General features: G+C 35.2%; 18 protein-coding genes. 5 read left to right on the top strand and 13 right to left on the bottom strand.

Features of this window, described 5'->3' with window-relative positions:
* Positions 1-113 precede the first annotated feature (113 nt).
* Positions 114-1,367 (bottom strand): lipid II:glycine glycyltransferase FemX, encoded by a 1,254-nt coding sequence (locus CKV71_RS03750; RefSeq protein ID WP_095104002.1) that lies wholly within the window; start codon positions 1,365-1,367, stop codon positions 114-116.
* Positions 1,368-1,488: 121 nt separating this feature from the next.
* Between CKV71_RS03750 and CKV71_RS03745 the strand changes: the two genes are divergently transcribed.
* A complete protein-coding gene (locus CKV71_RS03745) occupies positions 1,489-1,740 on the top strand; it encodes a hypothetical protein (RefSeq protein ID WP_170168048.1) in 252 nt (83 codons plus the stop codon).
* On the opposite strand, the gene CKV71_RS03740 is transcribed toward CKV71_RS03745, so the two are convergent.
* A complete protein-coding gene (locus CKV71_RS03740; RefSeq protein ID WP_095103998.1) occupies positions 1,737-2,492 on the bottom strand; it encodes a VOC family protein in 756 nt (251 codons plus the stop codon). The genes CKV71_RS03745 and CKV71_RS03740 overlap by 4 nt on opposite strands.
* A gap of 269 nt (positions 2,493-2,761) precedes the next feature.
* Between CKV71_RS03740 and CKV71_RS03735 the strand changes: the two genes are divergently transcribed.
* Positions 2,762-3,178: a MarR family winged helix-turn-helix transcriptional regulator gene (locus tag CKV71_RS03735; RefSeq protein WP_095103995.1), complete on the top strand. Its 417-nt coding sequence runs from the start codon at positions 2,762-2,764 to the stop codon at positions 3,176-3,178.
* A gap of 12 nt (positions 3,179-3,190) precedes the next feature.
* Entirely contained in the window at positions 3,191-4,384 is a 1,194-nt protein-coding gene (locus CKV71_RS03730) for an MFS transporter (protein ID WP_371685443.1), read from the top strand.
* Between the two features lie 40 nt (positions 4,385-4,424).
* Here CKV71_RS03730 and CKV71_RS03725 read toward each other — a convergent pair whose 3' ends face one another.
* The 4 genes from CKV71_RS03725 to CKV71_RS03710 are packed head-to-tail and all read right to left on the bottom strand — an operon-like array spanning position 4,425 to position 7,740.
* On the bottom strand, positions 4,425-5,030 hold the full coding sequence (locus CKV71_RS03725; protein WP_095103992.1) for a response regulator transcription factor: 606 nt from the start codon (positions 5,028-5,030) through the stop codon (positions 4,425-4,427).
* On the bottom strand, positions 5,030-6,127 hold the full coding sequence (locus CKV71_RS03720) for a sensor histidine kinase (RefSeq protein ID WP_095103990.1): 1,098 nt from the start codon (positions 6,125-6,127) through the stop codon (positions 5,030-5,032). The genes CKV71_RS03725 and CKV71_RS03720 overlap by 1 nt, the downstream gene beginning before the upstream one ends.
* Complete coding sequence (locus CKV71_RS03715) at positions 6,128-6,859, bottom strand: ABC transporter permease (RefSeq protein ID WP_095103988.1); 732 nt, start codon at positions 6,857-6,859, stop codon at positions 6,128-6,130. It abuts the gene before it with no gap.
* The gene (locus CKV71_RS03710; protein WP_231917545.1) at positions 6,856-7,740 is read right to left on the bottom strand and encodes an ABC transporter ATP-binding protein; all 885 of its coding nucleotides are present in this window, start codon (positions 7,738-7,740) and stop codon (positions 6,856-6,858) included. Before CKV71_RS03710 ends, CKV71_RS03715 begins: the two co-directional genes overlap by 4 nt.
* A 348-nt stretch (positions 7,741-8,088) precedes the next feature.
* Between CKV71_RS03710 and CKV71_RS03705 the strand changes: the two genes are divergently transcribed.
* Positions 8,089-8,436, top strand: a complete 348-nt coding sequence (locus tag CKV71_RS03705; protein ID WP_095103984.1) for a transcriptional regulator, SarA/Rot family — start codon at positions 8,089-8,091, stop codon at positions 8,434-8,436.
* Positions 8,437-8,517: 81 nt separating this feature from the next.
* Here the strand turns inward: CKV71_RS03705 and moaA are convergent, their stop codons facing one another.
* Genes moaA through CKV71_RS03675 form a run of 6 tightly spaced genes read right to left on the bottom strand, consistent with a single transcriptional unit; the run spans position 8,518 to position 12,618 of the window.
* Complete coding sequence (moaA, locus tag CKV71_RS03700; RefSeq protein WP_095103982.1) at positions 8,518-9,540, bottom strand: GTP 3',8-cyclase MoaA; 1,023 nt, start codon at positions 9,538-9,540, stop codon at positions 8,518-8,520.
* A gap of 58 nt (positions 9,541-9,598) precedes the next feature.
* Positions 9,599-10,192, bottom strand: a complete 594-nt coding sequence (gene mobA / locus CKV71_RS03695; protein WP_095103980.1) for a molybdenum cofactor guanylyltransferase MobA — start codon at positions 10,190-10,192, stop codon at positions 9,599-9,601.
* A gap of 4 nt (positions 10,193-10,196) precedes the next feature.
* Positions 10,197-10,430, bottom strand: coding sequence for a molybdopterin converting factor subunit 1 (gene moaD, locus CKV71_RS03690; RefSeq protein ID WP_095103978.1), 234 nt, complete (start codon positions 10,428-10,430; stop codon positions 10,197-10,199).
* Entirely contained in the window at positions 10,427-10,882 is a 456-nt protein-coding gene (locus CKV71_RS03685; protein WP_095103976.1) for a molybdenum cofactor biosynthesis protein MoaE, read from the bottom strand. The genes moaD and CKV71_RS03685 overlap by 4 nt, the downstream gene beginning before the upstream one ends.
* Before the next feature lie 6 nt (positions 10,883-10,888).
* Positions 10,889-11,362, bottom strand: coding sequence for a molybdopterin-guanine dinucleotide biosynthesis protein B (mobB, locus tag CKV71_RS03680; RefSeq protein WP_095103974.1), 474 nt, complete (start codon positions 11,360-11,362; stop codon positions 10,889-10,891).
* A complete protein-coding gene (locus CKV71_RS03675) occupies positions 11,359-12,618 on the bottom strand; it encodes a molybdopterin molybdotransferase MoeA (protein ID WP_095103972.1) in 1,260 nt (419 codons plus the stop codon). The genes mobB and CKV71_RS03675 overlap by 4 nt, the downstream gene beginning before the upstream one ends.
* A gap of 64 nt (positions 12,619-12,682) precedes the next feature.
* Here CKV71_RS03675 and moaC point away from each other — a divergent pair, with 64 nt between their 5' ends.
* Positions 12,683-13,168 (top strand): cyclic pyranopterin monophosphate synthase MoaC, encoded by a 486-nt coding sequence (moaC, locus tag CKV71_RS03670; protein WP_095103970.1) that lies wholly within the window; start codon positions 12,683-12,685, stop codon positions 13,166-13,168.
* A gap of 178 nt (positions 13,169-13,346) precedes the next feature.
* Here moaC and CKV71_RS03665 read toward each other — a convergent pair whose 3' ends face one another.
* Positions 13,347-13,859 (bottom strand): MogA/MoaB family molybdenum cofactor biosynthesis protein, encoded by a 513-nt coding sequence (locus CKV71_RS03665; protein WP_095103968.1) that lies wholly within the window; start codon positions 13,857-13,859, stop codon positions 13,347-13,349.
* Between the last annotated feature and the right edge of the window lie 17 nt (positions 13,860-13,876).

Genomic DNA, 13,876 nt, shown 5'->3' with positions numbered 1-13,876 from the left:
GCAGGCTGCTGTTGTTACTCTAAAAAGTTTAATATAAACCAGTTTACGCATTCATAAAGCAGGGGCTGGGACAAAATAATATCTCAACCCCTGCTCACTTGACAAAAGCAGTATTATTTTTTTCCTTTTAATTTACGTGATGCTTTGATTTTTGCTTTTGTAAGTCTTGGTTTTACTTGTTCAATTAAGTAATAAAGCGGCTTATTCAAGACATAATCAAATTCTCCGATTTTTTCACTCAAATAAGTCCCCCAAGTTTTCTTGAAAGCCCATAAACCGTAATGTTCGGAGTCTTTATCCGGATCATTATCAGTACCGCCGAAGTCATAAGTAGTGGCACCTTTTTCTCTGGCATAACGCATCATTGCAAATTGCATATGGTGGTTCGGCAAGAAATCACGGTAATCATTAGATGATGCACCGTATAAATAGTACGATTTTTTACCGCAGAACATTAAGAGCGCACCTGATAAATAAACACCGTCTGGATGTTTGCTGCGTAACTCTTCAATTTGTGCAATTAATTTTTGGTTACGTGCAATTTTAGCTTCTGCATCTTTTATTTTATTTAAATTTTTCTTATCTTGCTTCTTCTGTTTCAATTTTTCAATTTCTGCTTCGACTTCTTGATTCTCTGCTGTAATTTCTTTTAAAACAGGTTCCGGTTCAAGTTTCACTAGGAATAATTCCGCATCGCCATCAGGATGCAAAGCATCATAAATATTTTCAAAATAGCTGATATCACGTGTTAAGAAACCATCGCGTTCGCCAGTAATACGCATCAAGTCAGCAAATATTTTCAGTTGGTCTCGACCTGCGCGTTCCACTTTAGTGCCGCGTTTTAAAGCTAAGCGGACTTTCGAACGATTACGACGCTCAAAGCTCTTGATTAATTCTTCATCTGATTTATCAATTGGTGTAATCATTGTCATGCGGGGTTGAATATAATCTTTAGAAAGTCCTTCTTTAAATCCTTTATGCACAAAACCTAATTGTCTTAAATTGCCAAATGCATCTCCAGCTTTATCTACTTCAACATCCGGATCAATTTTAATCGCATAAGCCTTTTCTTGTTGTGCCACTTGTTTCGTGTTTTGAAGGAGCGCTTCCAAGACTGCTTTGTCATTATAATCAGCTACAAATCCTCTTGAAACATAGCATAATGTAAATGGAAGTTTTGGAACTTTTTTAAATAAAAGTTGTGCCACTCCTTTGATTTCTCCATTTTCACCAACCGCTACTCTTTTAGAATACCATCCAGTTAATTTCTTAGTTTCAGCCCATTGCGTTAATTGCAGCAAGTCACCATTAGGATGGGATTTGACAAATGCATCGTGTTCTTGGTTTGTGATATTCATCTTTTCCATAGTATACGCTCTCCTTTATTTTCCTTACAGTAATTCTTATTATACAATGAATGTAAGTAACTTTCATTTCGTAATCTCACGAAATCAATACAAAACGATAAATGATTTAGAGGTGAGAATAATGAGAAATATCTTTTTATCAATTATGATAATTTTAAATATCATTGCAATATGCGTCACATTAGGTGTCCAACCAGGCGTCTCTTATTTAAGTTTACGCGTTATTTTTGTAGGTTTCTCTACAATTATCAGCTTTTATTTAATGCTGTTGTATAAAACGAAAGCGAATTTAATACTCGCCATTGGATTATTTGTAGTGGCACTCGTCCATGTTTCAATTATTGCAAATGAAGTCTACCATTATATCTATTAAGGGAGGAAGTGATATTCAGCACCGCGTGTAGTAATGTTATAAGGTGCCTCAGTTTCTTTATCCTGAATCACGATATCATATCCATTTTTACGTGCTTTACGTATTCTGAATTCAATTGCTTCTTGCGGCAATTTCAAAATAGTAACGTCATTATCAGATTCAATGACTTCCATATCAAACCAATCACGCCATTGATTCACAACTTGTTCTGTATCAGTTGTTTGAACTTCAATGGCTTTTATTTTGAATTGAGGTTGAAATTTACTTTCAAGTGTTGCTTTGCGTTCCTCTTCAGTTTTATTCCATTGAATAAAGAAAGGTGGTTTTAAATCAGCATGCGGTTGATTGAGATAGAGCAATTGCCAAGAGGTCTGCTCTCCCTTTTTATTTTCACGTCCCATTTGAATAGGCCCCACAGTTTCTACACCTTTAGCTTCTAATTCATCTTTCAACTTATCAATATTATCAGTACGTAAAGCAAAGGTTTTAAATCCTTGCTTGAAATTATCTTGTACAATTTTAGCGATGAAAGATACTCGGCCTTCGTTGGTTTTAATTACTTTCTTCAACTTTTCTTCATCATTAACACCTATAAGTTCAATATAAGCTAAATCTGTATAAGCCAATTTATTATGAGTCCCATAACGATTATGCAAGCCGCCTGGCACTACTTTCAATATTTCTCCAGGGTATTGAAATTCATCGATATGTTTAATGTAATGGATGATATGATCAAACTTTAAATTCTGCATGGCAGTCACCTCTTCCAGTTTCTTCCATCTTATCAAATTATATTTCAGATTGCTTTCTCTATGGTTGCAATTTTTTCTACAAAGCCTCTTGATTTATCTACTTAATCATTCTACAATAGTAAAAGTGAATTAGTTAGCATAGCTAACCATTTTATAGATACGAAGTAAAAATTAATTCCCTGCAAATTTATTTACTTCATATTTTGAAGAGGGTTGAGGCAACTGTGTCTTAACCCCCTTGCTATCTTGCAAAAAAGGAGTGGCTGAAAATGGAAGTTAATCAATTATTCAATAGCTTTACTGAACTTTATAGACCTTATATTAAAAATGTTCAACCCATTTTAGATAAGTATCATTTGCATACTGCGCAATTTTTAGTTTTAAAAGATATTTATTTGCATGATCAAACCACATTGGTTCAAATTTCAAAAAGACGTTCTATTGAAAAACCTTCTGCACGTAAACTTTTAAAAGTTTTAATTGAACAGGAATTGTTGATTGTAACCCCTGGTGAAGATAAGAGAGAAAAATTATTATCGCTATCTGACAAAGGCACAAAAGTCTATAAAGAGGCCATGAGCGAAGTCACAGCATTGCAAGAAAGCATTGTTGAGCAAGCAGCACTCGATGAACAAGAAATACTTGCTGCTATCCGAACTTTTGAAAAGTTAAAAAATATATTATAAGGAGGCATTTGCGTGAACCCTACAGAAACACATCGCGCACCCATATGGACTAAGAGCTTTAATATGAACTTCTTAGTCAATTTCTTTGTATATCTTTGTATGTACTTATTAATTGTAGTCATTGCAGGCTACAGTAAAACAGAATTCCATGCCTCAGATAGTTTAGCAGGTTTGGTAACAGGTTTATTTATTGTCGGCTCCTTAATTGGCCGTTTTATCACCGGTAAATACGTCAATGCGATTGGCCCCAAGAAAACCTTATTAATTGGAGTTGTCTTTTTAATTATTACACAGCTTCTTTATTTTATAGAAGGATCTCTCGGCTTCTTAATGTTCACCCGTTTGATTAATGGGGTTGCCACAGCTGTAGCGACTACGGCTACCGGTACTATTGCAGCTTACATTACTCCGCCCGAGCGGAAAAGTGAAGGCATCAGCATGTTCTCACTAAGTTTAGTCTTAGGTACAGCAATTGGTCCTTTCTTCGGCTTATTATTATCTAGCCACTATTCTATTGATGTTTTATTTGGACTTTGTCTCGTATTCGGGATTGTTTCATTAATATTATCATTTTTCATCAATATTAATTTCGAAACAACGCCGCTTACTAAAACTGAAGGTAAAAAAGGATTCAGTCTCAGTCAATTTATTGCTTTGGATGCAGTTCCAATTGCGATTGTTATTTTAATTACGGGTCTGACTTATTCTTCCATTTTAACCTTCTTGAAATTCTTTGCTGAAGAACGTGATTTAGTGACTGTGTCAAGTTACTTCTTTATCTTCTATGCAATTACATCTCTTGTCACACGTCCTATAACTGGTCGTTTGATGGATAATAGAAATGAAAACGTTGTGGTATATCCTGCGTATATCTTCCTATTTGCAACCTTTATTATGCTTTACTTTGCACATTCTGGTTGGTTATTACTTCTTGCAGGTGCAGCGTTAGGCATCGGTTACGGTAACCTGTCATCCTTAATGCAAGCAATTGCCATTAAAGTCACTACTCCTGAAAAATACGGATTGGCAACATCTACGTACTTTATCGGTATTGATATCGGTATTGGTTTCGGTCCATCCTTATTAGGAGCATTTACTTCATCTATTACTTACGGTCAATTGTATGGCGTCATGGCGATCTTAACAATTGTTACAGTAGTCGTATATTTCTTGCTACATGGTCGCAAAGTTAAAACCTTCTCATAAGTTTTAAAAAATCTGGAGCGTTTGAGCGTTCCAGATTTTTTTATATTATCCAACCTTTTGATTCTGCGATTTTCCAGGCATCGAAGCGGTTTTCCGCTTCTAATTTATCTATTGCTGCTGAAGTATAATTACGCACCGTACCATCAGATAAATAAAGCTTATCCGCAATTTCCTTACTTGAATAACCGTTTCCTATTTCTTTTAGAATCAGCTGTTCTGAGGGTGTTAAAGGATTTTTTTCTGAAAAGAAAGTCGTCATTAAAGATTGACTGTATTCCTTCTTTCCTTCCATCACAGTGTGGATAGTATGCACCAACTCTTCAACCGATCTTTCTTTTAAGACGTAAGCATCCACATTATTTGCGACTGCGCGTTCAAAGTAGCCTGGTCGCTTGAATGTAGTCACTATAATGACCTTCGTTGAAATATCAGCTTCACGAATTTTCCCAAGCACTTCAAGTCCAGTAAGTCCTGGCATTTCAATATCTAATATGGCAACATCCGGTTGATTAGTTTTAATAAAATCCCAAGCTTTCTTTCCGTCTGCACTATCAAACACAATTTCAATATCATCGTTCATAGAAATGAGCTGAACCATTGCTTGTCGAAGCATCTCTTGGTCCTCTGCTAATACTACCTTTATCATTATAATTCACCCCTTTTAAATTCAATTTCTATAGTTAGTCCTTGATTAGAGATAATTTTCAAGTTACCGCCCAACAATTTAACTCTCTCTTCTATACTATTGAGTGCAGTAGCAGATGGTTCCATTCCCTTTCCATTATCTTGAATTTTAAAAAGATAACCTGTATCTGTTTCAACTAAGCACCCCGAAACTTTGGTAGCCTCTGCATGTTTGATAATATTATTCACCGCTTCTCTAAGAACCATAGACAATATAGATTGTCGGCCTTTATTAATTGATTTGGCAATCTTTGCATTTTCAAAGTTAAATTGAATACCTGTTTCTTGAAGCAAGTGACTCACCGAAGCTACCTCTTCTCGAAAGCTTTGAAATTTTAATTGGTCAACAATTTCTCTGACTTTTTCTAATGCTTCTTTAGATAATTGATTGACAGATTGCATCTCTGTCTTCGCTTTATCGATGTCAATATCAATTAACTTTGCGGCCAGCTCAGATTTAATACTTAAACTTGCAAATACATGACCTAAAGTATCGTGCAAGTCTTGTCCGATACGTTGACGTTCTTGTTCCGCAATCAATAAATTAATATAGCGATTCTTTTCTTCAATCTTTTCTTTAGCCTTATTATTTTCCACATTTTGAAAATTTGTAAAAGCAATAATAACCACTATTAAATCAATTACCACTACAATAATAGCATTCGGTGTATATTGAGTGATTAAATAGATAGAAGTCATGACTATCGTGGTTAAATACAAATAATTCTCTAGTGATTTAGCTGAGACGCGATAGACATAAGGTAATGCGAAACTACCGAAGAAGAAAAACATCACAAATGTCGATCCAATTGCATAACAAAAGTAGACAATTCCAATTAAATGAATTAACAGATAAATAAGCCGTTTAACTTTGGATGTATGATCGTTTACATGAAAAATCATCATATAATAATCAATCGAGAATATAATAATCATTAAGATAAGTAACCATTTAGGCCCTTCAATTTGATCCGAAAACAAAGCAATAATAGGAAACACTAAATAGACAAAGCTGGAAACACCATAAGGATCTTCTTTAAGTCGTTTAGAAAGTTTCAATCAAATCACGTCCGTTTTTTGTTGGATATAAAATGCAATAATTAAGAACAGTATACTATAGATAAAGAGAACGCCAAACGAATACCAAGAGATACTATGAGTTGTAGTATAAGAAAATACTACATTTTTCAAATGATAAGTGGGTGTCCAATGTGCAATAGTTTGCAGCCAATTTGGAAATAACTTAATCGGAAACCACAATCCACCCGCTATAGCTAATAACAAATAAAGTAGATTACCGATACTGCTCGCTTTCTTAATGTCTGGTATTTGTGAAAGCAATACCCCTACTGATAAAAAAAGACTGCTTCCCACCCATAACAGCAATCCAGCAAATAACCACTCTTCTAACGTCATTTTCACACCCCGGAGTGTAGCCGCAGCTATAAATATCAGTGAAATAGACAAAGCAAATAATCCCATAATTTTTAAAATTTTCGCAAGGTAATATTGATGTGCTTTCATAGAAGTTGATAATATTTTTTTCTGCCATCCTGATTGTTTATCGTTAATGAGTTCTATCGGAAAGGTCATTAAGCAAAAGCTCGTCAGGCTGAATACTGCCATACTAAATAAACTTTCTTTATATATTGTTTGTGCTTGTTCTTTCGGTACATTTCCTATAGATGTAAATACAAGAAAGAAAATCAAAGGTAATGCAATCGATAATAATAGATATGTTTTTTGGCGGAAAGTCGTTCTTATATCAAGTTTTAGATAACTTAAAATCATGATAAATTCTCCTCCTCAAAAATATAATCTGCTAAAGATGCTTTGGTAATTTCTATTTCATTCAAGTTGATATTCAACTTGATTAATTGCATTAAAACATCTTCAACTTCTTCTGAAATGATTAAAATTTCCTGTTGTTTAATTTGAAATTCGGATTGTATCTCTTTAACTAAAAGATGCTGATACTTTATTGGAACATGAATTGTTGATTTTCTAACTTGTTGTCTGATGATGGATGGTATATTGTCATTAACGATACTTCCTTTGCTTAGGACGATGACTCGATCTGCCATCTTCTCCACTTCCTCCAAATAATGAGTGGTGTAGAAAATAGTTTTACCTTCTTTTTTATAAGCTTCAATAACCTTCCAAAAATATTTTCTCATTGTGGCATCCATTGCACTGGTAGGTTCATCTAATATAATAAATCTAGGTTTTCCCATAACCGTCAAAGCGAAATCTAAAATACGCTGCTGCCCTCCTGATAAATGGGTTGCAAATTGATTAAGTTGTTCATCATCAAACCTGGTAAGTTCTTTAAATTCTTTCATGTTAAGATGATTTGTATATAATTGAGTGTAAAGCTCAAACAACTCCCTCACTCTAATTAAGTCAGGAAATTCTGTTCTTTGATATAGGATGCCAGTCTGCTGCTTTAAATTGAAATCAGACGTAATATTTCCTTTATCAGCATGTAAGTTGCCTATCAACATATCAATAATAGTTGATTTGCCAGCACCATTGACCCCAACTAGAGCCGTACATTCTCCTTCTTTAATATCGAATGATGCTTGATTGACGGCAAGAACATTTTTAAAGTATTTAGAAACGTTATTGAAATAAATCATCCTTATCCACTCCTTCATTCTTTCTATTTTCATTCTAAAAATATTGATAGAAGAAGATAAGTCACGTTCGTCATGAATTGATTATGACATTTGTCATAACTTACCTGAATTATAATTTTAAGCAATCACTTTAATACTTAAAGATATACCAATAAATAAGCTACTTTATTTCGTATATACATCATTTTTAGCAGTAGATTAATTTTGAATTTATAATTAATAATGAAGTAAAGCCGATTTTAAGCATTATTTTCACTTATTTTTGTACTATATAGTAAATGAAAAACAATAGATTAAATATGACCTTCGTTATATAATTAAATAGTAAACAATGTAAAGTGAGCTCACATAACAACATGAACAACATGAGGAGGAATAGCCATGACACAAGCTATTGATCAATTAATTACTACCGAATGTCAACTGAGTCAAATTAAGTACTGGTTAAAATCGAGTTACAAAATGAATATGGAAGAGTTTATTATTTTGTACAAAATTCACGCTGTGGAGAAAATGAGCGGCAAAGAATTAAGAGATACGCTGCATTATGATATGAAGTGGAATACCAGTAAAATTGATGTGCTGATTCGCAAACTTTACAAAAAAGGTCTTATCGCCAAAGAGCGTTCTCAAACTGATGAACGCCAAGTATTTTACTTGTTGAATGCTAAACAGCATCAATTAATGACAGACATAGTAAAAGAAATTGGCATAAATATTGCTGCATAGATGAAAATAAACGCAAAGAAACTGAATAAAAAATCAACCCGAGTCTCCTTCTTTCTAGAAAAAGACTCGGGTTTAGTAATTTTAACCACCAATATAATTCATATTGATTTTTTTACGTTTTCTATTTGCTACAGTTTGTTCGGTACGTTCGTCTGAGTAACGATCATCACGAATGTTCCATAACTCTTCGAACTTCGCTTGCAATTCATTGTCTGAAACACCTGAGCGCATAAATTCTTTTACGTTAAATCCGTCTACTGTACTGAATAAGCAGCCGTAGAATTTGCCGTCTGAAGATAATCTTGCTCTGGTGCACGTAGAACAAAATGATTGGGACACACTGGTAATTAAACCGAATTGTGCGCCGTTATCTTTATGGCGATAGTATTTTGCAACTTCACCATAGTATTTAGGTTCTACCGCTTCAATATCAAATTCTTCTTGAATCATGGATAACATTTCATCTTTAGAAACTACTTTACTGAAATCCCAGCCGTTGTCATTTCCTACATCCATAAATTCAATAAATCTGACTTGAATATTTTTATCTTTAAAATATTGCACCATAGGGATAATTTGGTCATCGTTGACACCTTTTTGTACTACGACGTTAATTTTAACTTTAAAGCCAATGGAAACTGCATAATCAATTTGATCTAAAATCGTATCAGCTTTGATATTACGGTTATTAATAGACTGGAACAATTCATTATCGATGGCATCTAGACTGACATTAATACGTCTGAGTCCAGCGTCATATAATTTTTGTCCATGTTTTTTCAATAATAAACCGTTTGTCGTTAAACCAATATCTTCAACACCTTCAATATCATTCAAGGCTGCAATTAATTTATATAAATCTCTGCGCATTAACGGTTCTCCGCCTGTAATACGGATTTTTTTCACACCTAAATGTGTATATACGCGAGCAATTCTTTCCATTTCACTGAATGTGAGTAATTCATCTTTGGGTAAAAAGACGAAATCGTCGCCGAATATTTCTTTCGGCATACAATAATCGCAACGGAAATTGCAACGGTCTGTCACAGATAATCTTAAGTCGCGAATAGGTCGCCCGAGCTTATCTGTTATTTGTTTTACCATCTTTTGACCCCCTTCTATCTATATTAAACGCTTAACACATCTCATTAAGCGTTGATCATTATCTTTTTATGCTTTCTAAATCTTGGGGATAATTAATATTCTTATACCATTCTGTGTTATCATCTACACTTTTGACATCTATCCAGTCTGAAGCAGTTTGTTGATAAACATGGCGCATACTATAATCGTCAGACTCTAAAGCGCGTGCAATAATAGGAAGACAATTAGGACTGTAAAAGGCAATCGTCGGAATTGGATGGCCTTCTTCTTCAAATCCAGCAATGTCTAATTGATCTTCAATCACGTGTTCTACCATAAATTGATACAATTGGCTGATGGCTTTTGCAGTAATCAACGGTGTATCAACAGAAATCACAAAAAAGAGTTCCGCTTCAAAATCTTGTTTCATCACTGAATAAATCCCTGATAACGGTCCTTTGTTTTTATGCTCTGAATCATCCACGACTACACGCGCTCCTTTGAATTTCGGCGCCAATATGTCATTAGAACTGATAATAATTTCATTAAACATATTCATACTGTCTAATACATCTATAATTTGTTCATAGAACATCTTCCCATTTATTTCTGCAAATGCTTTAGGGGCACCAAATCGTTCAGATTGCCCTCCTGCTAATATAATGGCTTTCACTTCATTAACCTCCGCTTACCGGTGGAATCAAAGCAACTACATCTGATTGGTTGATTTTTTCATGAGGTTGTACAAATTCTTCATTTAATGCAATTTGAAATTTCTTCCCGTCGATTTCAGGATATTTCTCAAATAGATATTGCTTAAATGCTTCCACAGTCATTTCATTTTCAATCTGAAATTGGTCATTATCTTTTTGCAAAATCTCTTTGATTTCGGCAAAGTAAAGGACTTTCATTCTTTCTGCCCCCTTTCAACTGCATCTTCATGGTAGCCTCTTTGATGGCCGATCCATTCAGCTCCATCTTCCCAGATTTCTTTTTTCCAAATAGGAACTACTTCTTTAATACGATCTATCGCATACTCATTGGCTGCGTATGCGTCTTTTCTATGCGGAGAAGATACCGCAATTAATACAGCTATATCTGAAATTTCTAATGGCCCGATACGATGTACAATACTTACAATAGTACCTGGCCACTGTGCATTAATTTCGTCGCCGATTTGTGCAAGTTTCTTCTCAGCCATAGGAATATAAGCTTCATACTCTAAATGTTCAGTGCGTATTCCTTTAGTCCATTCTCGAACATGGCCAGTAAATACAACGACTGCTCCTTGATGCGGATTAAGCGTAAAGTCCCGATACTGTTCTGTTTGTATCGGTTCTGTTACAATCTCAAACTGTTTCATTCTGACTCATCCTTTTTTTATATCAATCCACGATTCAAGCCATTGGTAGAACGGCTCTAAATCATTTAATTTTTGAAACGGCAACTTATATTGTACATGACTGAGCGCTGATAAAGAAGATAATTCTTCAGGATTTCTATAAATAACGACTTTATCGTAGTCCGCTTGTTTAAATCCTTCAGCTAAAATGATGTCATATTCAATTGTAACAGCAGAATCAATGATTTGGGATAAAGCAGCTTCAGAGGTGCGCGTAATCGTTTCTCTTAACTCGTGTCCTTGCACAATACTCTGATCCGCGCCAGCTTCAAAATGTTTCATATGGTCTACGGTGTTGTCTTGCAAGGTAATATCCTCTGCACCGTGACCATGATGTTTGATTGTTACGACACGATAGCCCGCTTCTTTTAAAAAGTGAACCGTTTCAGCCATCAATGTTGTCTTCCCTGAATCCTTATATCCCACGATTTGCAAAATCATAGTAAAAGTTCCTCTTCGAAGACATCTGTCTCAGTTAAAATTACATCTACCGTATTACCGGCATGGAATCCTCTTGTACCACTTGGCAGCATTACCACAGCATTACTATGTGCAATAGCGACTACTGCACCTGATTTATTAAATCCTGAAGGCACGACTGTAGCTTCCATTCCATTTAAAGTGGCTTTAGATCTGATAAAACGTGTGAATGGGTTTGCTTTTTTGAAATCTTCCATTAAAGTGGCTTTCACTACTTGCGGGAATTTCTCATTCGCATGCATCATATTTAAGACACCTGTTTTGACAAATAATTGGAAACCTGTGTAACAAGCTGATGGGTTGCCTGATAAGCCAAATAAATATTTACCATGCGCAACTGCTACAGTTGTAACACTGCCTGGTCGCATTTGTACTTTATTGAATAAGACTTCAGCATCCAATGCTTTATAAATTTCAGGGAGATAGTCGAAATCACCTACTGAAACACCGCCTGTAGTAATCACCATGTCATGGGTTTCCATCGCTTGTTTGACCACAGCAATGCTGCTTTCTAAATCATCCTCTTGAATTTTATACATTTCGCCTTCTAAGCCGAATTGATTTAACAAGCCTTCAATCATTGGTCCGTTTGAGTTACGAATCTTGCCAGGTTCTAATTCGTCGCCGACATCTAATAACTCACTGCCTGTTGCGATAATAGCGGCAGATGGTAATTTATGCACAGGAACCTCTGTATAGCCGAATGTTGCTAGTACTGCAATTCCGCCCGCATTAATACGTTGCCCTTTTTTCAATACCACATCGCCGACTTCTGTTTCTTCACCTTTTAAAGAAACATTTTCATTATGATCAAACGGTTTACGAATAGTGAATGTATGGTCGCCTTCTTTAGTTTGTTCTAACATTACCACTGCATCTGCACCTGAAGGAACTTCAGCACCTGTCATAATACGCACCGCTTGGTTTGGCCCCACTGTTTTATCAGATACAGAACCTGCACCAATATGGTCAATCACTTCAAACTCAATACGGTTGTCGCCGCTTGCACCTACTGTATCTTCACTTCTTAACGCGAAGCCGTCGTAAGGAGATTTATTAAAACGTGGAATTTCATAAGTTGCTACAATATCTTCTGCTAGTACATAACCTAAACTTTGATTTAAAGGAACATTTTGTACTTCAGTATGGATATCTTGTTCTACAACGCGTTTAATGGCTTCCTTAACTGGAATAGGATTTCTTTTTTCAACTGGCATAATTTATCTGCTCCTAACATTCATTTTATTTCGTGCTATAATAATTTAAGCGAGGAGGAATAGCATGTCTGAATTTACTCATATCAATGAACAAGGTAATGCCAAGATGGTAGATGTTTCGGAAAAAGAAATTACGAAACGCACAGCTACCGCGCATTCAAGCATTACAGTTAATCAAGACATTTATCAACAAATTATAGATCATACAAATAAGAAAGGTAATGTGTTGAATACTGCACAAATCGCAGGAATTATGGCCGCAAAGAATACGTCCACAATTATTCCTATGTGCCACCCGCTCTCACTTACTGGAATCGACATTGCATTCGAATGGGATACAACATCATCTTATACTTTAAATATTGAAGCTACAGTTTCAACTTCTGGCAAAACAGGTGTAGAAATGGAAGCTTTGACTGCTGCTTCTGCTACTGCCTTAACTGTTTACGATATGACCAAAGCTTTAGATAAAGGGATGGTCATCGGAGAAACATATCTGCTTACTAAATCTGGTGGTAAATCCGGCGATTACCGTCGAGAATCTAAATAATATTCTTTATTTAAATTATATACCCGTTCTGAGATATTTAATTTAAACAGAACAAAATACGGAATTGTTGAGCCTCTCTTTTTTCAAAAAAGAGCAGACCCAATGATTCCGTTTTTTAGTATCATATCTCCTATTATATACTATTCTTCCTTAGCTATTAATCGTCTATAAGGATGATTTATTTTGTCAGTTCATGAATTAAATGATTCAATTCTGGTTTAATTAATTTATTTAATGCAAGTTTCACTGCACCTGTAGAACCTGGTACAGAGAAAATAAGCTGTTCTCCTACTGTGCCTGCTACTGCACGTGAAAGTAATGCACGTGTGCCCACATCTTCCGCATAACTTAAATATCTGAACAATTCCCCGAATCCTTCAATTTGTTTAGTAAGTAATGGCGTTACCGCTTCAATCGTCACATCACGTTGCGCAATACCTGTTCCGCCTGTCGTAACAATCACATCTACATCTTCAGCCAACCATTGTTGAATTTGTTCTGTAATCGCTTGCTTATCATCTTTGACAATAGCATAGTGCTCAGGTTTGATTTCTACATTAATTTCCGACAATAATTCTTTAGCTAAGTTACCGCCTTTATCTGTTTCTTCAGTTCTCGTATCTGAGACAGTCAATACTGCACATTGGATATCTCTGTCTAACTTCACGTTAACATGTTCATTCTTTGTCATTTGCTTGACCTCCGTTA

The sequence above is a fragment of the Staphylococcus piscifermentans genome, from assembly GCF_900186985.1.
In the GTDB taxonomy this organism is placed as follows: Bacteria; Bacillota; Bacilli; order Staphylococcales; family Staphylococcaceae; genus Staphylococcus; species Staphylococcus piscifermentans.
Note: the sequence above shows the minus strand (reverse complement) of the source record. Positions and strands in the feature narration are given on the sequence as shown.